This window comes from Aminobacter aganoensis (genome assembly GCF_014206975.1).
GTDB lineage: Bacteria > Pseudomonadota > Alphaproteobacteria > Rhizobiales > Rhizobiaceae > Aminobacter > Aminobacter aganoensis.
In genome coordinates this window covers 115,992-137,628 of record NZ_JACHOU010000002.1, presented here as the reverse complement: position 1 = coordinate 137,628, position 21,637 = coordinate 115,992, and the positions used below count along the sequence as shown (strand labels likewise).

Annotated in this window: 20 protein-coding genes; 14 read left to right on the top strand and 6 right to left on the bottom strand. The window is 64.8% G+C overall.

Annotated features, from left to right (window positions below; genetic code table 11):
- Positions 1-54 precede the first annotated feature (54 nt).
- Genes GGR00_RS04570 through GGR00_RS04560 form a run of 3 tightly spaced genes read left to right on the top strand, consistent with a single transcriptional unit; the run spans position 55 to position 3,609 of the window.
- On the top strand, positions 55-1,428 hold the full coding sequence (locus tag GGR00_RS04570; protein ID WP_184698248.1) for a M16 family metallopeptidase: 1,374 nt from the start codon (positions 55-57) through the stop codon (positions 1,426-1,428).
- 4 nt (positions 1,429-1,432) lie between these two features.
- Positions 1,433-2,791: a M16 family metallopeptidase gene (locus tag GGR00_RS04565; protein WP_184698246.1), complete on the top strand. Its 1,359-nt coding sequence runs from the start codon at positions 1,433-1,435 to the stop codon at positions 2,789-2,791.
- On the top strand, positions 2,788-3,609 hold the full coding sequence (locus GGR00_RS04560; RefSeq protein WP_055978912.1) for a patatin-like phospholipase family protein: 822 nt from the start codon (positions 2,788-2,790) through the stop codon (positions 3,607-3,609). The genes GGR00_RS04565 and GGR00_RS04560 overlap by 4 nt, the downstream gene beginning before the upstream one ends.
- Before the next feature lie 17 nt (positions 3,610-3,626).
- On the opposite strand, the gene GGR00_RS04555 is transcribed toward GGR00_RS04560, so the two are convergent.
- A complete protein-coding gene (locus GGR00_RS04555) occupies positions 3,627-5,051 on the bottom strand; it encodes an MATE family efflux transporter (protein ID WP_184698244.1) in 1,425 nt (474 codons plus the stop codon).
- 140 nt (positions 5,052-5,191) lie between these two features.
- On the opposite strand from GGR00_RS04555, the gene GGR00_RS04550 reads away from it, so the two are divergent.
- From GGR00_RS04550 to lpxK, 6 genes are all read left to right on the top strand, one after another.
- A complete protein-coding gene (locus tag GGR00_RS04550) occupies positions 5,192-6,535 on the top strand; it encodes a TldD/PmbA family protein (protein WP_055978918.1) in 1,344 nt (447 codons plus the stop codon).
- The gene (locus GGR00_RS04545; protein WP_055978920.1) at positions 6,522-7,328 is read left to right on the top strand and encodes a 3'(2'),5'-bisphosphate nucleotidase CysQ; all 807 of its coding nucleotides are present in this window, start codon (positions 6,522-6,524) and stop codon (positions 7,326-7,328) included. The genes GGR00_RS04550 and GGR00_RS04545 overlap by 14 nt, the downstream gene beginning before the upstream one ends.
- A gap of 77 nt (positions 7,329-7,405) precedes the next feature.
- Positions 7,406-7,657, top strand: a complete 252-nt coding sequence (locus tag GGR00_RS04540) for a DUF4170 domain-containing protein (RefSeq protein ID WP_055978923.1) — start codon at positions 7,406-7,408, stop codon at positions 7,655-7,657.
- On the top strand, positions 7,657-8,448 hold the full coding sequence (locus GGR00_RS04535) for a lysophospholipid acyltransferase family protein (protein WP_055978926.1): 792 nt from the start codon (positions 7,657-7,659) through the stop codon (positions 8,446-8,448). The genes GGR00_RS04540 and GGR00_RS04535 overlap by 1 nt, the downstream gene beginning before the upstream one ends.
- Entirely contained in the window at positions 8,445-9,761 is a 1,317-nt protein-coding gene (gene waaA / locus GGR00_RS04530) for a lipid IV(A) 3-deoxy-D-manno-octulosonic acid transferase (RefSeq protein ID WP_055978929.1), read from the top strand. The genes GGR00_RS04535 and waaA overlap by 4 nt, the downstream gene beginning before the upstream one ends.
- A 2-nt stretch (positions 9,762-9,763) precedes the next feature.
- Positions 9,764-10,789, top strand: a complete 1,026-nt coding sequence (lpxK, locus tag GGR00_RS04525; RefSeq protein ID WP_055978931.1) for a tetraacyldisaccharide 4'-kinase — start codon at positions 9,764-9,766, stop codon at positions 10,787-10,789.
- 1 nt (position 10,790) lies between these two features.
- On the opposite strand, the gene GGR00_RS04520 is transcribed toward lpxK, so the two are convergent.
- From GGR00_RS04520 to GGR00_RS04510, 3 genes are all read right to left on the bottom strand, one after another.
- Positions 10,791-11,024 carry a DUF2093 domain-containing protein gene (locus tag GGR00_RS04520; protein WP_055978934.1) on the bottom strand — a complete coding sequence of 78 codons (234 nt, stop codon included), beginning with the start codon at positions 11,022-11,024 and terminating at the stop codon, positions 10,791-10,793.
- Between the two features lie 108 nt (positions 11,025-11,132).
- Entirely contained in the window at positions 11,133-12,977 is a 1,845-nt protein-coding gene (gene mutL / locus GGR00_RS04515; RefSeq protein WP_055978937.1) for a DNA mismatch repair endonuclease MutL, read from the bottom strand.
- 139 nt (positions 12,978-13,116) lie between these two features.
- Positions 13,117-14,019 carry a LysR substrate-binding domain-containing protein gene (locus GGR00_RS04510; protein WP_055978939.1) on the bottom strand — a complete coding sequence of 301 codons (903 nt, stop codon included), beginning with the start codon at positions 14,017-14,019 and terminating at the stop codon, positions 13,117-13,119.
- Positions 14,020-14,110: 91 nt separating this feature from the next.
- On the opposite strand from GGR00_RS04510, the gene GGR00_RS04505 reads away from it, so the two are divergent.
- Together GGR00_RS04505 and GGR00_RS04500 are read left to right on the top strand one after the other, a co-directional pair.
- Positions 14,111-15,676: a trimethylamine methyltransferase family protein gene (locus GGR00_RS04505; protein WP_055978942.1), complete on the top strand. Its 1,566-nt coding sequence runs from the start codon at positions 14,111-14,113 to the stop codon at positions 15,674-15,676.
- An 11-nt stretch (positions 15,677-15,687) separates the two neighbouring features.
- Positions 15,688-16,065, top strand: coding sequence for a nuclear transport factor 2 family protein (locus tag GGR00_RS04500; RefSeq protein ID WP_055979274.1), 378 nt, complete (start codon positions 15,688-15,690; stop codon positions 16,063-16,065).
- Positions 16,066-16,090: 25 nt separating this feature from the next.
- On the opposite strand, the gene queF is transcribed toward GGR00_RS04500, so the two are convergent.
- The gene (gene queF / locus GGR00_RS04495; protein WP_055978945.1) at positions 16,091-16,552 is read right to left on the bottom strand and encodes a preQ(1) synthase; all 462 of its coding nucleotides are present in this window, start codon (positions 16,550-16,552) and stop codon (positions 16,091-16,093) included.
- A gap of 111 nt (positions 16,553-16,663) precedes the next feature.
- Here queF and GGR00_RS04490 point away from each other — a divergent pair, with 111 nt between their 5' ends.
- Entirely contained in the window at positions 16,664-18,709 is a 2,046-nt protein-coding gene (locus GGR00_RS04490; RefSeq protein ID WP_184698242.1) for an oxidoreductase, read from the top strand.
- On the opposite strand, the gene GGR00_RS04485 is transcribed toward GGR00_RS04490, so the two are convergent.
- The gene (locus GGR00_RS04485; RefSeq protein ID WP_055978951.1) at positions 18,687-19,604 is read right to left on the bottom strand and encodes a LysR family transcriptional regulator; all 918 of its coding nucleotides are present in this window, start codon (positions 19,602-19,604) and stop codon (positions 18,687-18,689) included. The genes GGR00_RS04490 and GGR00_RS04485 overlap by 23 nt on opposite strands.
- 118 nt (positions 19,605-19,722) lie before the next feature.
- Between GGR00_RS04485 and GGR00_RS04480 the strand changes: the two genes are divergently transcribed.
- Both GGR00_RS04480 and GGR00_RS04475 read left to right on the top strand, forming a co-directional pair.
- On the top strand, positions 19,723-20,925 hold the full coding sequence (locus GGR00_RS04480; protein ID WP_055978955.1) for an acyl-CoA dehydrogenase: 1,203 nt from the start codon (positions 19,723-19,725) through the stop codon (positions 20,923-20,925).
- A 260-nt stretch (positions 20,926-21,185) separates the two neighbouring features.
- A complete protein-coding gene (locus GGR00_RS04475) occupies positions 21,186-21,629 on the top strand; it encodes a cupin domain-containing protein (RefSeq protein ID WP_055978956.1) in 444 nt (147 codons plus the stop codon).
- Positions 21,630-21,637 lie beyond the last annotated feature (8 nt).

Below are 21,637 nucleotides of genomic sequence, written 5' to 3'. Positions count from 1 at the left end.
CGCCGCTTCGTGCCGACGCCTATAAGGCAGCACGTCCACATTCAGAGGCAGTTGATGATTTTGGGATTCTTGCGGTCGAAGGGCTCGCTGCCGGCCGTGTTCGCCTTGGGCCTGTCATGGGCTGGGCCGGCTCTGGCCGAAGCGCCGCGCGGCGACTGGGACGTCACCAGCTTCACGCTCGACAACGGCATGCAGGTGGTGGTCATCCCAGATCATCGTGCGCCGATCGTCACCCACATGGTCTGGTACAAGGTCGGTAGCGCCGACGAGATGCCTGGAAAGTCGGGCATCGCGCACTTCTTCGAACATCTGATGTTCAAGGGAACGACCAATCACAAGGCCGGCGAGTTCGGCCAGAAGGTCGCTGAAATCGGCGGCAGCGAAAACGCCTTCACCACCTATGACTACACGGCCTACCACCAGACGGTAACCCCAGGCGCGCTCGAAGCGATGATGGGTTTCGAGGCCGACAGGATGCGCAACCTGGTCCTGACCGACGCGGTGATCGGGCCTGAGCGCGACGTCATCCTCGAGGAACGCCGTTCGCGCATCGAAAACAATCCCGGCGCGCTGCTTAACGAGGAAGTCGACGCGACGCTGTTCCAGAACCAGCCCTACCGAACGCCGGTCATCGGCTGGATGCACGAGATCGAGAAACTGAACCGGCTCGATGCCACCGCCTTCTACGATCGCTATTACGCGCCCAACAACGCGATCCTGATCGTCGCCGGCGACGTCGAGCCGGAAAACGTCAAGGTGCTTGCCGAGAAAACCTACGGCCAGGTCGCGCGTGGCCCCGACCTTCCGCCGCGCGTCCGCCCGACGGAGCCGGAGCAGAACACCAAGCGCACGGTCGAACTCACCGACGAGCGGGTGAGCGTGCCCAGCTTCTCCAAGGCGTGGGTGGTGCCGTCCTACCAGACTGCCGAAGCAGGCGAGGCTGAGGCGCTCGACCTGCTTTCGGAGATACTGGGTGGCGGCAACCGCAGCCGGCTTTACCAGGCGCTGGTGGTCAAGGATGGCATCGCTTCGTCTGCCGGTGCCTTCTTCGAGGGAACGATGGTCGACGACACCAGCTTCACCGTCTACGGCGCGCCGCGTGGCGAAGCCGGGCTGCAGCAGGTCGAGTCCGCGGTCGACGTCGAAATCCGCCGCATCATCAAGGATGGCGTGACCTCGGACGAGCTTGAAAAGGCCAAGGACCGCTTTGTCCGCTCGATGATCTTTGCGCGCGACAACCAGGCGAGCATGGCCAACATATACGGCAGCACGCTGGCCACCGGTGGCACCGTCGACGACATCAAGCAGTGGCCGGACAGGATACGGGCGGTCAGCGCCGACCAGATCAAGGCGGTTGCTGCCAAGTACCTCAATCCCGACCATTCGGTCGCCGGCTATCTGCTGCCGGCCAAATCTGTCGAGAAATGATCTGATGACCACACTTACGGCAATGCGGTTCAGGATTTCGATGTCGGCGCTGACGCTGATGCTGGCGCTGGTGTTTCTGGTGCTGCCGGCGGTGGTGGCCGCGCGCGCCGAGGTACGCATCCAGGAGGTCAAGTCGGACAGGGGCATCACCGCCTGGCTGGTCGAGGACTATTCTGTCCCGATCTTCGCCATCAAGTTCCTGTTCGACGGCGGCAGCACGCAGGACCCGGTCGGTAAGGAGGGACTTGCCAATCTGATGACCGGTCTCTTCGACGAAGGTGCCGGCGACCTCGACAGCGATGCCTTCCAGACCAGGCTCGACGAAGCCGGTGCCGAGATGGGCTTCAACGAAAGCAACGACGCAGTCGGCGGCGGCATGCGCATGTTGGCCGACAGGCAGGACGAGGCGTTCGAGTTGCTGAAGCTGGCGGTCGAGAAGCCGCGTTTCGACCAGGCTCCGATCGACCGCATCCGCTCGCAGATCGTGTCCGGCATCGTTGCCAACGCCCGTGACCCCGAAGCGCAGGCGGCGCGTAAATGGGCCAAGGCGGTTTATGGCGACCATCCTTATGCTCGGCCCGACCAGGGCACGGAAACGTCGCTCGCCACAATCACCGCCGACGACCTGCGCGCTTTCCACAAGGCCAATTTCACCCGCCAGAACATTCATGTAGCGGTTGTCGGCGCGATCGATGCCGAAACACTGAAGAAGCGGTTGGACCAGGTGTTCGGCGGCTTGCCGGAAAAGGCCGACCTGCGCGTCGTCGAACGCGTCGAGCCCAAGCTGCGCCAGACGATGCATATGGAGTACCCGTTGCCGCAGACGTCGCTGCAACTGATCTATCCCGGCGTGCCGCGCGAGGCGCCCGACTTCCTTGCAGCGGCGCTGATGGAACACATCCTCGGCGGTGGCACCTTCTCGTCGCGGCTGTTCGACGAAGTGCGTGAGAAGCGGGGGCTGGCCTACAGCGTCAGTTCCGCGCTCATCAACCAGGAACACGCCTCGTCCCTGATCATCGGCACCGCGACCCGCTCCGACCGGGCCGCCGAGACATTGGGCGTCATTCGCGAGGTGATCCGCAAGATGGCGGAAGAGGGGCCCACCGAGGCCGAACTCGATGCGGCCAAGAAATACATGCTCGGCGCCTATGCGATCAACAATCTCGACTCCTCGGGTGCCATCGCCAGCACGCTGGTCGACCTGCAGACCGACGAGCTTGGCATCGACTACATGCAGCGCCGCGTCGAACTGATCAATGCGGTGACGCTCGAGCAGGTGAAGGCAGCGGCGCGCAAGCTGCTGACGGTCGAGCCGGCAGTGATGATCCTCGGTCCGAAATTCGCCGAAACGAGCAAGGGATGAGCGCGACCTTCGCCCTTGCACTCGGCGGCGGCGGCGCACGCGGGCTGGCCCACATCCACGTCATCGAGGCGCTCGACGAACTCGGCATCAAGCCGGTGGCGATTGCCGGCTCGTCCATCGGCGCCGTCATGGGCGCTGGCATGGCCGCAGGCCTGAGCGGCCGCGACATCCACGAGCATTCCCGCGCCGTGCTCGGCCGGCCCGCCGAAGTCGCCAGCCGCATGTGGCGCGCGCGCCCCGGCACGCTTTCCGAGATGGTCGAAAGCGGCATCCGGGTCACCCAGTTCAATGTCGAGCGAATCCTCAAGGCATTCCTGCCGGAGGGCGTTCCGGCGACCTTCGAAGAACTCAAATTGCCTCTCAAGGTGACGGCGACCGACTATTACGGCCATTGCCTGTCGGTATTCGAGGAAGGCGAGCTGTTCTCGGCGCTGGCGGCGTCGGCGGCGATACCGGCCGTCTTCAAGCCGGTGCTGCGCGGCAACACGCTCTACATCGACGGCGGCATCTACAACCCGGTGCCGTTCGATTTGCTCGATGGCGTGGCCGATTTCACCATCGCCATTGACGTCGTCGGCGCACCGTTCGAAAACGGCCGCAAGCAGCCCAACTCGATCGACCTGATGTTCGGTGCCAGCCAGTTGATGATGCAGTCGATCATCGCCAACAAGCTGAGCCAGAACCCGCCCGACATCTTCCTGCGCCCGCCCGTGTCGCGCTTCAAGGCGCTCGATTTCCTCAAGATCGACCAGGTGATGGCCGAGACCGTGGCGATCAAGGACGAACTCAAGCGCGCCGTCGACGAAGTGCTGCAGTAGCTCAGCCGTATCGGCGCCTATTGCAGCGTCGATGCCTTGCCGGTGGAAAAGGGCGACTGCGCGGCCGGTGGCGCTGTCGGCACGGCTTCGTCCTGGTGCTGAGGTTCGTTGGCGATCGCCTTGACGACGCGGAAGCACACGATCATCGACGCGACGCCGAACACAACCGCCCCAAGGCCCCAGCCGGCGATGACGCCGATCGCGCCCCAATAGTGCGCGCCGGCCCAGACGAAGGGGATGACGCCGAGCGTCGAGCGGCCCCAATTGAAGACCGTCGAATAGGTCGGATAGCCCAGATTGTTGAAGGCAGCGCTGGAGACGAAGATCGCGCCGTTGAACAGGAAGCTGCCAGCGGCGAAGTGGCAGAAGAAGACAATCAGGTCGCGCGCAACGCTTTCGGCGCCGAAGGCGCTGGCGATCGGATTGGCGAAGATGGCCAGGAGCGCCCAAACAGCCAGGACATAGACGATGGTGAACAGCAGGCTGTCGCGCATCGTCGTCGTCAGTCGGTCGAACTTGCGGGCGCCATAGTTCTGGCCAAGGATCGGTCCGACTGCGCCCGAGAGCGCGAAGATGACGCCGAAGGCGACCGGCACGAGGCGACCGATGATCGCCCAGCCGGCTACCGCCTGGTCGCCGAAGGCGGCCATCTCGATCGTCACATAGGCATTGCCGACGGGGGTCGCGACCTGCGTCAGCATCGCCGGGACGCCGATCGCGAAGAACGGCCGCACCGCATCGCGCAAGCCGCTCAGATTTGGAAGCCTGATCAGCTTGTGCACGACATGGGCGCCATGCAAGCCGATGGCGAGCATCACGAAGCGGGTCAGCACCGTCGAGATCGCCGCACCGTCGAGGCCGAGATCGAAGCCGAAGATGAGGATCGGGTCGAGTATCGCCGCCGCGATGCCGCTGCCCAGTGTCACATACATCGCCCGCCTGGCGTCGCCGACGCCGCGCAGGATGCCCGTCGTGCACATGCCGAGCGCCATGATCGGAAACGACGGCAGCACGATCTGCAGGAAGCGCGTCGACAGGTCGAGTGTGTCGCCGGTCGCGCCGAGAAGCGCAACCAGGGGCCGCAGGAACGGCATGGCAGCCAGGGTCATGGCCAGGGTCGCTAGGCCCATGAAGACCATCGAGGCGCCGCCCATGCGTGCGGCCTCTTCGCGCTGGCCACGCCCGAGGCAGCGGGCCACCAGTGCACCGCAGGCGATGGTGAAGCCGATCGAGATCGACAGCGTGAAGAACAGCAGCGTCGAGGCAAAGCCGATCGCCGCAGCCAGTTCCTCGATGCCGAGCAGCGAGATGTAGAACAGGTTGAGTGCGTCGACGATGAAGATCGCAATCAGCCCAATCGATCCGGTGCCGGTCATGACCACGACATGGCGCATGGTCGATCCGGTGGTGAATTTTGCCGGTGCCTGGGCCTGTGCGGACATGCGAATTCCCGAAGATTTGTGCGGCGATGTGCCGGGCTAGGGTCGTTTGACCATGCACCCGCCCATTGCACAAGCCGGTCGGGGACAATAGATGGAGGGGACGGGCCGCGTCCCATGCGGCAAGCAATCGGAACATGCCAATGAACGATAGCAACGACGCCGCGAAACTGGCCGACCGGGTGGCGAGCCTCGTCGAGGCGGCAAAACGGGCCGGCGCCGATGCTGCCGATGCAGTTGCCGTACGCGGGCGTTCGACCAGCGTGTCAGTGCGATTGGGCAAGGTCGAGGGCACCGAGGCGTCCGAAAGCGAGGACATGTCGCTTCGTGTTTTCGTCGGCCAACGGGTTGCCAGCGTATCGGCCACTGCCGCGTCTGACCCCAGGACTCTTGCGGAACGCGCCGTCGCCATGGCCAGGGTGTCGCCGGAGGATCCCTATCAGGGTCTGGCCGACGCAGCACTTCTGGCCAAATCGCCGCGCGATCTCGATCTCTTCGACGACACAGAGGTATCGGCCGAGCGCCTGAGGGAAGATGCGCTTGCTGCCGAAGAGGCGGCGCTCGCCGTCAAGGGCGTGACCAACTCGGCTGGCGCCGGTGCCGCCGCCGGTCTGGGCGGCCTGGTGCTCGCCACGTCGCATGGCTTCGTCGGCCACTATGTCGGTTCGCGTTTCTCGCGCTCGGCCAGCGTCATCGCCGGCGAGGGCACGTCGATGGAGCGCGACTACGACTACTCTTCTCGGCTGCATTTCGCCGATCTCGATGCCGCGGCCGACATCGGCCGCAAGGCCGGCGAGCGCGCAGTCAAGAGGCTCAACGCGCGCAAGGCCGCAACCGGACCGGTCGATGTCGTCTTCGATCCCCGTGTCGCGCGCGGCATCGCCGGGCACCTTGCCGGCGCCATCAACGGCGCTTCGGTGGCCCGCAAGACCAGCTTCCTGCGCGACATGATGGGCAAGCAGGTGGCATCCGCCGCGATCACCGCGATCGACGAACCTCTCAAGCGGCGCGGCCAGGCCTCGCGGCCCTTCGACGGCGAAGGCATCGAGGGCGCGACACTCAGGATGGTCGACAGGGGCGTGCTCAACCATTGGTTCCTGTCGACGTCGGCGGCACGGGAACTCGGACTGGTCACCAACGGTCGCGGTGCGCGTGGTGGCTCGTCCGTGTCGCCATCCTCGACCAATTTTGCCATCGAACCGGGCGAGAAATCCCCCGAAGAGCTGATCCGCTCGCTGAAGCGCGGCTTCTACGTCACCGAGGTGTTCGGCCAGGGTGTTGACATGGTCACCGGCGAATACAGCCGCGGTGCCTCGGGTTTCTGGATCGAGAATGGCGAGCTTGCCTGGGCGGTGTCGGAGGTGACCATCGCCTCCAACCTCAAGGACATGTTCATGCGCATGGTGCCGGCGAGCGACCTCGACCGCAACTACGGCACCGCCGCGCCGACCCTGTTGATCGAAGGCATGACCCTTGCCGGAGACTGAGATCACAGACCAGGCGGAGCTCAAGGCCGAACTCGAACTGCTGCGTTCGGCAGCGACCGAGGCCGGGCGCATTGCCATGGGCTATTTCCGGCAGAGCCCGGAAGTCTGGTTCAAGGGCGGCAATTCGCCGGTCAGCGAGGCTGACTACGCCGCCGACAGCTATTTGCGCGACACGCTGATGGCGGCGCGGCCTGGCTATGGCTGGCTGTCGGAGGAAACCGCCGACAATCCCGACCGGCTCGGCGCACGCCGCACCTTCGTGGTGGACCCCATCGACGGCACACGCGGCTTCGTTGAAGGCCGCACGGCATGGTGCGTCAGTGTGGCCGTCGTCGAAAACGGCCGGTCGCTGGCCGGCGTGCTCGAATGCCCGGCGCGTGAAGAGACATATTGGGCGGTCGCGGGCGGCGGAGCTTTCCTCAACGATGCACCGATCCGGGTTCGCGAGATGGGCGAGCGGGTGCGCATGGCCGGCCCCAAGCCGATGATCGACCGGATGCCGGAGGAATGGCAAGGCAGGCTCGATCGCGAGGCGTATATCCCCTCGCTTGCCTATCGTCTGGCGATGATCGCCAGCGGTGCGCTCGACGCGACCTTCGTCAAGCCGAACGCACATGACTGGGACATTGCCGCGGCAGAGTTGATATTGGCCGAGGCCGGCGGAAAGCTGCTCGACAGCCACGGCGGCCTTCCGGCCTTTGCTGGCAGGGAGATCGTCCATGGCGCGCTGATGGCCGGCAGCGGGGCCTTGCTCGACGTCATGGCAGGGGTTCTTGCCGGTCAAGACGGCTGACGAACTGCAAACAGTTCCAAAACGGCCCGGTTTGGTCTAGATCAGGCGGGCCCTGAGATGATGAATCAAGGAAGAAGATGTCGGAAGAAGACGGAAAGAAACAGCTCTTGCATCTGGTGTTCGGCGGCGAGCTGACGAAACTGGGCGGAACCGAGTTCCGCGATCTCGACGCGCTCGACATCGTTGGCGTCTATCCCGACTACAAGTCGGCCGAGCTTGCCTGGAAGGCGAAAGCCCAAGGGAGCGTCGACAACGCCCATATGCGCTACTTCGTCGTCCACCTGCATCGGCTGCTGGAGCCGGACACGAAGGCGGCCGGTCAGAATTGATGGAGCAACCTGGCATGGCGCCACCGGCCGCGAGGCCTGCGGCGAAGAAAAAGCGTGCCAAGAAGGCATCCAAGACGTTTTGGCGGCGCATTCGCGAACCGCTTGCCCAGTCGCGTTTCGCCAAGGCCGCGATCACCAATCTGTTTGCCTATGGCTTGAGTTTCATTCGCCGCACCAACCCTCTGGTCGATGGCTCCGTCGATCTTGCCAACTATGCCTATGCCGACAGCGAGCCGTTGGTATTTGGAATGTGGCACGGCCAGCATCTCCTGGCGCCTACGGTCTATCCCAACAAGCGCGGTCTGGTGGCGATGGTCTCGCGCAGTGCCGACGCCGAGCTCAACGCTCAGGTGGTCGAAAAATTCGGCATCGAAGCGGTGCGCGGCTCCGGCGGGCGGGAAAGCAAGAGCAGGCTCGAAAAGGGCGGCGCAACTGCGCTGATTGCCCTCAAAAAGGCGCTTGATGCCGGCAAGAACGTCGCCATGATCGCTGACATTCCGCATGGGAAGCCGCGTGAGTCGGGCATGGGTATTGTCCTTCTGGCCCGCCTGTCGGGGCGGCCGATCGCACCGATCGCGATTGCCACCAGCCGACGCAAGGTGCTGGAGAAGACCTGGGACAAGACCACGATCAGCCTGCCATTCGGCCGTTGCGCGGTTATCGTCGAGCCGTTGATCCCGGTGCCAGCCGATGCCGACGATGCTGAGATGGAACGGATTCGCGTCGAGGTGACCGCCGCTCTCAATCGGGCGACCGAAAAGGCGTATGGCCTGGTGGACGGTCCCCGATGAGCGAACGCTGGGCCCGCGCCTTTCTGAGTGCCTATCGTTATGCCGGTGCCGCCGCATATCCGATGGTTGGCGGCTACGTCGCCTGGCGAGCCTCCAAGGGCAAGGAAGACCGCAATCGTCGCCGCGAGCGCTATGGCGTGCCGAGTCGCGAACGGCCCGAGGGCCCGCTGATCTGGTTCCACGCGGCAAGTGTCGGCGAGACCATTGCGGTCGTGCCCCTGATCGAGGCCATTCTGGGCTACGGCATTCATGTCGTACTGACGACTGGCACCGTTACCTCCGCGCAGGTGGTGGAAGAGCGCCTGGGTGATCGGGTCATCCATCAATATGTGCCGCTCGACCTCAAGCCGGCGGTCAGCCGTTTCCTCGACCATTGGCACCCGGACCTTGCGATCATCGCGGAATCCGAGATCTGGCCGATGACCATCCTCGAGCTCGGCGCACGGCGCGTGCCGCAGATACTGGTCAACGGGCGCCTGTCCGACCGGTCGTTCGCTTCGTGGAAGAGGCGTGCCAACATCGCCGAAGCGCTGTTCGAAAACATGGCCCATGTGGTCGCTCAGTCGGAGGTCGACGGCGAGCGTTTTCGTGCTCTCGGCGCGCGTCCCGTCACAGTTTCGGGCAATCTCAAGGTGGATACGGCGCCGCCGCCGGCAGACGAGCGTGCCCTGCATGCGGTCCAGCGCCAGATTGGCCGCCGGCCGACCTGGGCCGCCATCTCCACCCACGACGGCGAAGAGGTCATGGCGGCGGAAGTGCATGCCATGCTGCGCAACCGCCACCGCAGCCTGCTGACCATCATCGTGCCGCGTCATCCTGATCGTGCCGTCGCCTTGATGTCCGAACTGACAGGCATGGGCCTCAACGTCGTTCGTCGCAGCAGCGGCGACAACATCTCGCCTGACACGGACATCCTTCTCGGCGATACGATCGGCGAGATGGGGCTTTATCTGCGCCTGACCGAGATCGCCTTTGTCGGCCGGTCCATGACCTCGCAGGGCGGCCAGAACCCGCTCGAGCCGGCCATGCTCGACACTGCGGTGCTTGCTGGACGCAACGTGCAGAATTTCCGCGACACCTATCAGCGGCTGATCGACCGTGGCGGCGCCAAGATCGTGCGCGACCGCGACATGCTTGCGGGTGCGGTCAACTTCCTGCTCGGCAACGAGATCGCACGTCACGACATGATGGCCGCAGGTGCGGTGACGGTTGAGGAAATGCGCGGCGCACTTGCCCGCACGCTGAAATCGCTCGAGCCCTTCATCCATCCGCTGATCGTTCAGTCGCGCCTCAAGGGCGCGGGCGGGAGGTAGAGCTGGCCAGCGAAGCGCCTCCTTTCTGGTGGGAAAAGCCGGATTGGCGCGCCTACGCGCTTTACCCGGTGTCGTCGCTTTATGCCTTGGTTGCCGGCCGGCGCATGAAATCGGCCCGTCGCGAGAAGATGGACGCGCCCGTGCTTTGCGTCGGCAACTTCACTGTCGGCGGCACCGGCAAGACGCCGATTGCGATCGCGCTCGCCAGGCAGGCCAAGCGCATGCAACTGGTGCCGGGCTTCCTGTCACGCGGCCATGGCGGAAGCTTCGCCGAGCCGCACGTCGTCGATACCCACCATGACAGCGCCAAGCATGTTGGCGACGAACCGCTGCTGCTTGCCGAGCATGCGCTGGTTGCCGTCTCGGCCAACCGGGCCGCGGGCGCGCGCCTGCTCATCGAACGCGGCTGCAATTTCCTCATCATGGACGACGGCTTCCAGAGCGCGCGCATCCATATCGATTATTCGCTGATCGTGGTCGATGCGCGGTTCGGCCTGGGCAATGGGCATGTCATTCCCGGCGGGCCGATGCGCGCCCGGCTGATCGACCAACTCCGCTTTGCCGATGCCATCCTCAAGATGGGCGAGGGCGAAAGGGCCGATTCCGTCGTGCGTCAGGCGGCGCGGGCCGGAAAGCCCGTCTTTTCGGCGACGGCGCGGCCGCGCGGCAAGAAGGCGTTCGCCGGTCGCCGCTTCCTTGCCTTTGCCGGCATCGGCCATCCCGAGAAGTTCTTCGACACCATTGGCAAGGCCGGCGGCACGGTCGTCCTGGCACATGCCTTTGCCGACCATCATTTCTATCTTCCCGACGAACTGGACGATCTGGCGGCTGCAGCAGACGCTGGTGAACTGGAGCTGCTGACGACGTCCAAGGACGCCGCGCGCCTGCGCCATGGCGTGGCGTCGCCCGCATTCCTCGAGCGCCTCAACGTGCTCGAGATCGATGCCGTGTTCGACATCGAGCATTCGGCCGAGCGCATCGTCGATGAAACGCTCGATGCCTGGCGCCGACGGATGATCGCTGGCTGAGTTAGCGACGCTTGCGCAGGTCCGGGTTCATGTCGATCTCGCGTGCCAGCGAAACCGCCGCGTCGCGATAAGGTTCTTGGCGGGCGACGCTCCAGTATTTGAGCTCATCGAGCGGTATCGAGTCCGACGTCACCGCACAGCGCACGAAGGAACCGGGGCTCGTCACCTGGAAATCGCCGTCGAGATAGCGGATACGGGCTTCGCGTGAGCCGGGGCCTTCGAAACGGTTCATCATCGCTTTTTGCTCAACTTCCTTGCTCGGCTTTTACGGCCACCAAATGCCCGAGGTCAAGCTGCCGCCGCTGGAACGAACCCCACCGAGAGCAGGGACCGTGAAAACGTGTCAGCGCCGGCCGAACAGCTTTTCGATGTCGGCAAGCTTGAGCTCGATATAGGTCGGCCGGCCGTGATTGCAGGTGCCGGAACCCGGCGTTGCTTCCATTTGGCGCAGCAGCGCGTTCATCTCCTCGGGCCGTAGCCTGCGGCCGGACCGGACCGAGCCGTGGCAGGCCATGGTGGCGGCGATCGCATGCAGCCGCTCTTTCAGCGTGTCGGCCGTATCGCTGTCGGCGATCTCGTCGGCCAGATCGCGCACAAGTTGGGTGACGTCGGTCTCGCCGAGCATGGCGGGCGTCTCGCGCACGGCGACAGCACCCGGGCCGAAACGCTCGATGCCGAGGCCGAAGCGGGCCAGCGTCTCCGAATGCATGGCAAGCCGTTCCGCGTCTTCCTCGGGCAGGTCGACGATTTCCGGCATCAAGAGCATTTGCGCCGCGACGGGGCGTGAATGCAGCGCGTTCTTCAACGCCTCGTAGACCAGCCGCTCATGGGCGGCATGCTGGTCGACGATGACGAGAGAGTCTCTCGTTTGCGCGACGATGTAGTTTTCGTGCACCTGGGCCCGGGCAGCACCCAGTTCGGTCTGCAGCAGCACTTCCGCGACCTCGGTCAATCCGGCGCGGGCGTCGGCGCTGTGCAGCGGACCTGTGTCGAAGCTCGCCTGTGCCGCCTCGGCGAAGCCGGCATCGAGTGGCCGGAACGGCGAGCGTTGCGGCTCGTACCCTGGCGAGGTCGTCGCACGGAAATCCGGATTGTAGGCGCGATGGCCATTGGCCGGGCCGGGGTGGCCGTAGCTGGCAGCTCCCGGCCGAAAAGCGCCCATCATTGCGTGCGTTCCAGTGGTCGCCGGGCGGATGCCGGCGCCGGCCAGCGCCTGGCGGATCGCGCCGACGATGAGGCCACGAACCAGGCCGGGATCGCGGAAGCGTACATCGGCCTTGGCCGGATGCACGTTGACGTCGACATAGGCAGGGTCGAGCGAAAGAAACAGCACCGTCACCGCATGGCGGTCGCGCGGCAGGACGTCGGCATAGGCGCCGCGGATCGCCGAGGCGATAAGCTTGTCGCGCACCGGCCGGCCGTTGACATAGGCATATTGCTGCAGCGCGTTGCCGCGGGTGTAGGACGGGATCGAGACGTGACCTTCCAGCCGAACGCTCTCCCGCGCGGCATCGATGACGATCGAATTGTCGGGGAAGTCGGTGCCCATCACCTGCGCGATGCGGGCGAGCCTGCCGTCGACACTGTCCGAGGTCGCCGAAAGCTCCAGCGTCGAGCGGTCGGTGCCGGAGAGCGTGAAGCGCACGGCGGGAAAGGCGATGGCAATGCGCTTGATCGTGTCGGCGATGGCCGTTGCCTCGGCGCGCTCGGTCTTCATGAATTTGAGCCGGGCAGGGGTGGCGTAGAACAGGTCGCGCACCTCGACCGACGTACCCCTGTTGGTCGGCGCCGGCCGCACGCCCGATACCCGCCCGCCCTCCACCGAAATTTCGGCGCCGCTGTCGGCGTGGCGCGTGCGCGAGCGGATGATGAGCTTCGACACTGAACCGATCGATGGCAAGGCTTCACCACGGAAGCCGAGCGAGCGGATGTCGAGGATGTCTTCGCCGAGCTTGGAGGTGCAATGACGCGAAATCGCCAGTGCCAGCTCTTCCTCAGGCATGCCCGAGCCGTCGTCGACGACACGGATCAGATTGAGCCCGCCGCCGGCGGTCGCGACCTCGATGCGCGAGGCGCCGGCGTCGAGTGCGTTCTCGACCAGTTCCTTGACGACGCTGGCAGGTCGCTCGACGACCTCGCCGGCGGCGATCTGGTTGATCATCGTTTCGGAAAGCTGGCGAATGGGCATGGCAGGACTATAGCGGGATTCGGCTCAGCGGGGACAGATGCATTGCGGGGGCTATGGGCATCCACAGTGGATTGGTGGTCGCATGGCATGCCGCCTCTCATCCCCTTGCCGGATGAGGGGCAGAGCCACGATGGTCGGCTCATGCTTGCGCCGCCAGCCAATCGCGCACTTTTTCAGCGCTGTCGCTGAGCGCCCGGTTCTTCGGCCAGGCAACGTGAAAACCCTTGCCGGTCGTCATTACGTGATCGGAGAGCCTGACCAGAAGCCCGGCCGCGATCAGCCGGTCGGTAAGGTGGCGCCAGCCGAGCGCGATGCCCTGGCCCTCCATCACCGCCTGGATGACAAGCACATAGTCGTTGATGACCAGTCCGCGCTTGGCAACCGCGCCGTTCAGGCCGGCCGACTGGAACCACTCGTTCCATGTCGCTGCCGGACGGTAGGGCTCGTCGAGGTGGATCAGGTGGTGCAGGGTGATCTCCGCTGGCGTCCTGGGCGTGTCGGCGCGCGCCAGATAGGCCGGTCCGGCGACGGGATAGATGTCCTCGCCGGCAATCGGGGCCAGCTCATAATCCGGCCAGTCGGCGGCGTCGCCACCGCGTATGCCCAGCGGGATGCCTTCGGCGACGAGGTCGAGATCGCGGTCGGCCGTCTGGATGCGCAGGTCGATGCCGGGCAGGTCGTCGCGGAACTTTTGCAGGCGCGGCATCATCCAGAACGAGGCAAAGGCGGTCGATGCCGACAGCGTGACATGCATGCCGCCGGCCCGCGCCCTGAGCTCTTCCGCCGATTTGCGGATATGCGACAGCCCCAGCGTGACATCGGCGTGGAAACGTTCGCCAGCCTCCGTCAGCAGCACCTGTCGGTGCCGGCGCTGGAACAGCTTGGCGCCGAACTGGTCCTCAAGTCCCCTGATGGCATAGGAGACGGCCGCCTGCGTCATGCCGAGCTCGCGCCCGGCTGCAGTGAAGCTCGCCAGCCGTCCGGCGGCTTCGAAGACGATCAGGCTGCCGGCCGATGGCAATAGGTGGCGCAGGCTTTGCATAAGCAAAGCTTATGCAAATGATGAGGATTTTCAAGCGTCACAGGCGCTCTGCCAAAGGCTAGCTTCATGCTGGAATGCTCAGGAGCCATGCATGAACGTCGTTGCCCCCGAAACCCAGGTGGAGCCAGTCAAACGCCGCGAGCGCGGCGGCCGGAACGCTCGCCGCGAGCAACGCTCGCACGGACCCGAAGCGCACGGCCGGCCTTATATCGTCCGCAACATCCCCACCTACGACATGCTGTCGGAGGAGAACCTGGTCCGCATCGAAGAGACGGCCGACCGCATCCTGGCCGAGATCGGCATCGAATTTCGCGACGATCCGGTGGCGCTCGACCACTGGCGGCGGGCAGGGGCCAAGGTCGAGGGCGTGCTGGTCAAGTTCGAGCCCGGCCTGCTGCGCGAACTGCTGAGGACTGCACCTGCGACCTTCACCCAACACGCGAGAAACCCCGAACGTTCGGTCGAGATCGGCGGCAAGAGCGTGGTGTTTTCGCCGGCCTATGGCTCGCCCTTCGTCATGGATCTCGACAAGGGCCGCCGCTACGGCACCATCGAGGACTTCCGCAACTTCGTGAAGCTGGCCCAATCCTCGCCCTGGCTGCACCATTCCGGCGGCACCATCTGCGAGCCCGTCGACGTGCCGGTCAACAAGCGCCATCTCGACATGGTCTACAGCCATATCCGCTATTCCGACCGTGCCTTCATGGGCTCGGTGACCTCGGAAGCCCGCGCCGAAGATTCCATCGACATGGCACGCATCGTCTTCGGCGACGAGTTCGCCGATAAAAACTGCGTCATCCTAGGCAACGTCAATGTCAATTCGCCGCTGGTCTGGGATGCCACGATGACCACCGCCCTGCGCGCCTATGCCCGCGCCAACCAGGCGGCGGTGGTCGTGCCCTTCATCCTCGGCGGCGCCATGGGGCCGGTGACCAATGCCGGCGCCATCGCCCAGTCGCTGGCCGAAACCATGGCTGGCTGCGCTCTGACCCAACTCGAACGACCCGGCGCGCCCGTTATCTTCGGCAATTTCCTGTCGTCCATGTCGCTGCGTTCGGGCTCGCCGACCTTCGGCACGCCGGAACCGGCAATCGGCTCGATGGTGATCGGGCAACTGGCCCGGCGGCTCAACCTGCCGCTGCGCTGCTCCGGCAATTTCACCACCTCGAAGCTGCCCGATGCCCACGCCATGAACGAAGGCACCATGTCGATGCTGGCGGCGGTGCATTGCGGGGCTAACTTCATCCTGCACTCCGCCGGTTTCCTCGACGGGCTGTTGTCGATGTCCTACGAGAAGTTCGTCATGGATGCCGATTTCTGCGGGGCGCTGCACACCTATCTCGACGGCGTGAAGATCGACGACAACCAGCTGGCGCTCGACGCTTTCAGGGAGGTCGGGCCCGGCAACCACTTCTTCGGCTGCGCCCATACCATGGCCAACTACGAAACGGCGTTCTGGGATTCGGCCATCGCCGACAACGAGCCCTACGAGAAATGGGAGGCGGCGGGTTCGGTCGACGCCGCCGCTCGCGCCAACAAGCGCTGGAAGACGATGCTGGCTGAATATCAGGCGCCGCCGCTCGATCCCGGCATCGACGAAGCGCTGCAGGAGTTCATGACGCGCAAGAAGGCGTCGATGGAAGATGCGTGGTATTGATGGACGGCGGCATGAACGAGCTGGCCTTCGATCCCGTTGCGGCGTTGAAGCACTACCACGCGGCCATCGACGACCTCGACTTCGAGGCTATCGAAGCCTGTTTCGCGCCGGATGCCGAATATGTCTCCGATGGGGTCGGTGCGATCGTCGGGCGCGATGCGATCATGGCGGCGTTTCGCGGCTATTTTGCCGTCTATGGCGACCAGGTTTCCAAGGACGAGACCGTGGCCGCGCTGTCGCCGCGGGCGGCCTGGTCGCGCTGGCGGCTCGACGCTTCGGATGCGGCGACCGGCGTGCGCCTCAGCCGATCCGGCGTGGAAACCGTTCATTTCGATGCGAACTGCCGGATCGCCAAGGTCGAGGTGATAGATGACGCTGCGGCGCGATGAGCCGGCAGAAGCATGTCGCGTTGGCTCAGCCGCGCCCGCGATAGGGCGCAACGCCGGTTTCGGGCAGCCACGAACCCTCCGGGGGCGTGCCGGTCTGCCAGAACACGTCGATCGGAATGCCGCCGCGCGGATACCAATAGCCGGCGATGCGCAGCCACAGCGGTTTCGTCGCTTCGACGACGCGGCGGCCGATCATCACGGTGCAGTCCTCGTGAAAGGCGCCATGGTTGCGGAACGACACCATGAACAGCTTGAGCGACTTGGATTCGACCAGCAGCTTGTCCGGTGCATAATCGATGACGATGTGCGCGAAATCGGGCTGGCCTGTCACCGGGCACAGCGAAGTGAACTCCGGGCAGGTGAAGCGAACGATGGCCGGTGGGCCGCCGACGCGGTCGTAGGGCACGGTTTCGAGCACGGCGGTTTCCGGCGAGGCCGGCGTCTGAACATGGGTGCCGAGCTGGGTGAGGGTGTCGGTGATGGTCATTGGGCGGCTCTTCGGGCTGGCTCTGGCTCATTGCCGTGGCTCGCTGGCGCGCGAAACTCCAAGGCCAGATTTTCGGTGGCGCTTATTAGCGCCTGATAATGCAGGAAGGCAATGACCAGCAACGACCCGCTTCTCCAGCCTTACCGGCTCAAGCATCTGACACTGAAGAACCGTGTCATGTCGACGAGCCACGAGCCGGCATATTCCGAGGACGGCATGCCGAAGGAGCGCTACCGGCTCTACCATGCCGAGAAGGCCAGGGGCGGCATGGCGCTGACCATGACGGCGGGCTCGGCCATCGTCTCGCGCGACAGCCCGGCCGCTTTCGGCAACCTGCACGCCTATGACGACGCCATCGTGTCGTGGATGGCCGAACTGGCCGATGCCTGCCATGAGCATGACTGCAAGGTCATGATCCAGCTCACGCACCTTGGCCGGCGCACAGCCTGGAACAAGGCCGACTGGCTGCCGGTGCTCAGCGCATCTCCGGTGCGCGAGGCAGCCCACCGCACCTTCCCCAAGACAGCCGAGGACTGGGACCTCGACCGCATCGTCGCCGACTATGCCTCGGCCGCCCAGCGCATGCAGGCGGCAGGCCTCGACGGCATCGAGTTCGAGGCCTACGGCCACCTGCTCGATGGCTTCTGGTCGCCTGCCACCAACCATCGCGACGACGACTATGGCGGCTCGCTCGACAACCGCCTGCGCTTCACATGGCGGGTGATCGATGCCGTGCGCGCTGCCGTCGGCCCTGGTTTCGTCGTCGGCATCCGCATGGTCGCCGACGAGGACATGGACAAGGGGCTGTCGCGAGAGGAGGGCGTCGAGATCGCCCGTCGCCTTGCGGCGTCAGGAAAATTCGACTTCCTCAACATCATCCGCGGTCATATCGACACCGACGCGGCGCTGACCGGCGTGATCCCCATCCACGGCATGCCGTCGGCACCGCATCTCGATTTTGCCGGCGAGGTCAGGGCGGCGACCAAATTCCCCGTCTTTCATGCCGCGCGCATCTCGGATGTCGCCACCGCCCGCCATGCCATCGCGGCCGGCAAGCTCGACATGGTCGGCATGACGCGTGCCCACATCGCTGACCCGCATATCACCAGGAAGGTGATGTCAGGCGAAGAACACCGCATTCGCCCCTGCGTCGGCGCGACCTACTGCCTCGACCGCATCTACGAGGGCGGCGGCGCGCTCTGCATCCATAACGCCGCAACGGGGCGCGAGGCGACGATCCCGCATGATATTTCCCGCACCGATGGGCCGCTGCGCAAGGTCGTCGTGGTCGGCGCCGGTGCTGCCGGGCTGGAGGCGGCTCGCGTCATGGCCGAGCGCGGCCACAAGGTGATCGTGCTCGAGGCGTCGGGCCAGGCTGGGGGACAAATCAGGCTCGCCGCCCAGAACCCGCGCCGGCGCGAACTGATCGGCATCGTCGATTGGCGGCTTGCCGAGCTGGAGCGCCTTGGCGTCGAGATCCGTTACGACATTTGGGCCGGCGTGGACGATGTGCTGGCGCTCGCGCCCGACGCCGTGGTGATCGCCACCGGCGGCCTGCCGCAGAACCCGCCACTCGATGCGGGCGACGATCTGGTGGCGTCGAGCTGGGACATCATCGCCGGCAGCGTCAAGCCAGCGGAGAACGTGCTGCTCTACGACGACAATGGCGGCCACCAGGGCATGACCGCCGCCGAACTCATCGGCAAGGCCGGGGCAAAGCTCGAACTGCTGACGCCGGAGCGCTTCTTCGTCCCAGAGATTGGCGGCATGAACCACGTACCTTACATGGAGGCGTTCCACCGCAATGGCGTGAAGATCACCATCAACACGCGGCTCAAGTCGGTCCGGCGCGACGGCAACCAACTGATAGCTGCACTGGCCTCCGATTTCGCCAAGGGCTGGAGTGAGGAGCGCCGTGTCGACCAGATCGTTGTCGAGCATGGCACCCTGCCGCTCGACGACCTCTATCTCGAGCTGAAGCCACAGTCGAAGAACTTGGGCGCCATCGACTATGAGCGTCTCGTTCATGGCGGCGACATCTTCACGGACAAGAACCCGGATGGCCGTTTCTTGCTCTTGCGCATCGGCGATGCCGTGCAGGCGCGCAATATCCATGCCGCCATCTATGACGGCATCAGGTTCGGGCTAAGGATCTGACGGGCTGGTCCGCCGCCTCGGCCGTCAGCCAGCGGACGAATTCACGCAGGCCCGGCCGGCCCTCGCCGCCGGGGCGGAAGGCGAGCCGGTAGGGCGCTTCGCCGACGATGCGGTTCGGCGACGCCATGATGAGCCGGCCCGAGGCGAGCTCGCGCTCGGCCAGCACCTCTGGCACCAGCGCCACGCCTAGGCCGGCGACCGCCGCCTCGACCACCATCGAGAACTGTTCAAAGCGGTGCCCGCGCAGCGTGGTGCGCGGGTCGATGCCGGCTGCCTGGAACCATTTCAGCCACAGTGTCGGCCGCGTCGACTGCTGCAGCAGCGGCAGCGCGGCAAGCTCGGCGTCGTCGAGGGCGGCGCGTCCGTCGAGCAGGGAAGGCGAGGCGACGACCACAAGCTGCTCGTCGAACAGCCTGACGATGCCCGCTTGCCCCGGTTCCGCCGGGCCGCGCTGGATCGCAGCATCGAAGGCTTCGGCTTCGAAGTCGACCGTTTCCAGCCGCACCGCAAGGTCAATGGCGACATGCGGATGGGCGGCATGGAAGCCGGCGAGCCTGGGGATCAGCCAGCGATCGGCCAGCGTTGGTAGCACCGCTATGCTCAGCACGTCGGACTGGCCGCCGAAGGCCATGGTCCGCACCGCTGCTTCATGCAGGCTGTCGAGGATCGCCTCAGCGTCGCGGGCAAAGCGGCGGCCGGCATCCGACAGCGCCAGACGCTGCCGGATACGGTGGAACAGAGCCACGCCCAGCCGGTCCTCCAATTGGCCGATCGACCGGCTGACCGAGCTCTGCGTCAGGCCGAGCTGATCGGCCGCGCGAATTGTCGTGCCGAGGCTGGCGCAGGCGCGGAATGCCTCAAGCTCTGCAATCGTCGGGACATAGCTGCGGCGCATTGGTTGGCCTGTCGTCGAGTTGATCGAATTTGCGCATAAACTATGCGAGATTACTTGTTAGCGAAAAGTGCCAAGGCGGTCTAGGATGAGCGAAAATCACCTATTCTCCGGAGGAACCATGAGCGCATCCACACCGGCCGGCGGCGGCAGCTTTGTCTGGGCCGACCCGTTCCTGATCGAAGACCAGTTGAGCGAAGACGAGCGCATGATGCGCGATGCGGCAGCAAGCTTTGCCGCCGACAAGCTCGCGCCGCGCGTCGAGGAAGCCTATCTCGACGAGAAGACCGATCCGGCGATCTTCCGCGAAATGGGCGAGGCAGGCCTGCTCGGCGTGACCGTTCCCGAGGAATATGGCGGCCTGGGCGCCGGCTACGTCACCTACGGCCTTGTCGCCCGCGAGGTCGAACGCGTCGATTCGGGCTACCGCTCAATGATGTCGGTGCAGTCGTCGCTGGTGATGTATCCGATCTATGCCTACGGCTCCGAGGAGCAGCGCAAGAAGTACCTGCCCAAGCTCGCTTCTGGTGAGTGGATCGGTTGCTTCGGCCTGACCGAGCCGGACGCGGGTTCCGATCCGGGCGGCATGAAGACCCGCGCCGAGAAGACGGCCAACGGCTACAAGATCAGCGGCTCGAAGATGTGGATTTCGAACGCGCCGATCGCCGACGTCTTCGTCGTCTGGGCAAAGTCCGCTGCCCATGACAACCAGATCCGCGGCTTCGTGCTGGAAAAGGGCATGAGGGGCCTGTCGGCGCCGAAGATCGGCGGCAAGCTGTCGCTGCGCGCTTCGATAACCGGCGAGATCGTCATGGAGGGCGTCGAAGTCGGCGAAGACGCGCTGCTGCCGAACGTTTCAGGCCTCAAGGGTCCCTTCGGCTGCCTCAACCGCGCCCGCTACGGCATCTCCTGGGGTGTCATGGGTGCCGCTGAGGATTGCTGGCACCGTGCCCGCCAGTACGGCCTCGACCGCAAGCAGTTCAACAAGCCGCTGGCCGGCATGCAACTCTACCAGAAGAAACTGGCCGACATGCAGACCGAGATTGCTCTTGGTCTCCAGGGCTCGTTGCGCGTCGGCCGTCTGATGGACGAGCACAAGTTCGCGCCCGAGATGATCAGCCTCGTCAAGCGCAACAATTGCGGCAAGGCGCTGGACATCGCGCGTGTCGCCCGCGATATGCATGGCGGCAACGGCATCCAGATCGGCTACCACGTCATGCGCCATGCGCAGAACCTGGAGACGGTCAACACCTACGAAGGCACGCACGACGTGCATGCGCTGATCCTGGGCCGCGCCCAGACAGGCCTGCAGGCTTTCTTCTGAGCCTTCGATCGACATGCTGAAGGTCATGGCGGCCGCATGGACACTCCATGCGGCCGTTTTGTTGGCCACAGGCCGGGATGGGTGCGCGTTAAGTTCGCTTTCTGGTTTAGGTGGTGCGATTTAAATTCGACCATAGCGCGAATTGTTTCATAATCATGAAACACGCCGTTGGCTTCTCGACGTCAGGCGGATACATGGCGTCGATAATTCCCTGAGGCGTCCGGCAGTATTTCGTTGGACTGTCAGAGGGGATATCGTTGATGAACGCCAAGACGACATTCGAAAATGCCGGTCAGATCCTGTGGTTCGGCGACAACCTCATGACCATCCGCGTAGCAGCGAGCATCGAAAACGATCACACCAGCATTATCGAATGCCGCATGCCCGCAGGGGGCGTATCGCCGCTGCAGGTGACCTTGAGTGGCGATGGGCTTATCCACATTCTCGACGGCATGATGCGGTTTCAGGTTGGCGACAGGATTTTTCTCGCCCATGTCGGGCAGACGGTCGTGGCACCCAATCGGCTTCCGCATGATTTCGAGATCGTGTCCGCCGACGGCGCGACCTGCCTGATTGTCACCGAAGGTGACGAGTTTGAGCAATTGGTCCGCCAGATGAGCCGTTCGGATCCCTCAGTCGCCGGGGTTTTTTCCGACGATCGCGCGAGCAGTTCCATCGAGGCCGTCGGCGCCCCGCTACCATAGCGCCGGCG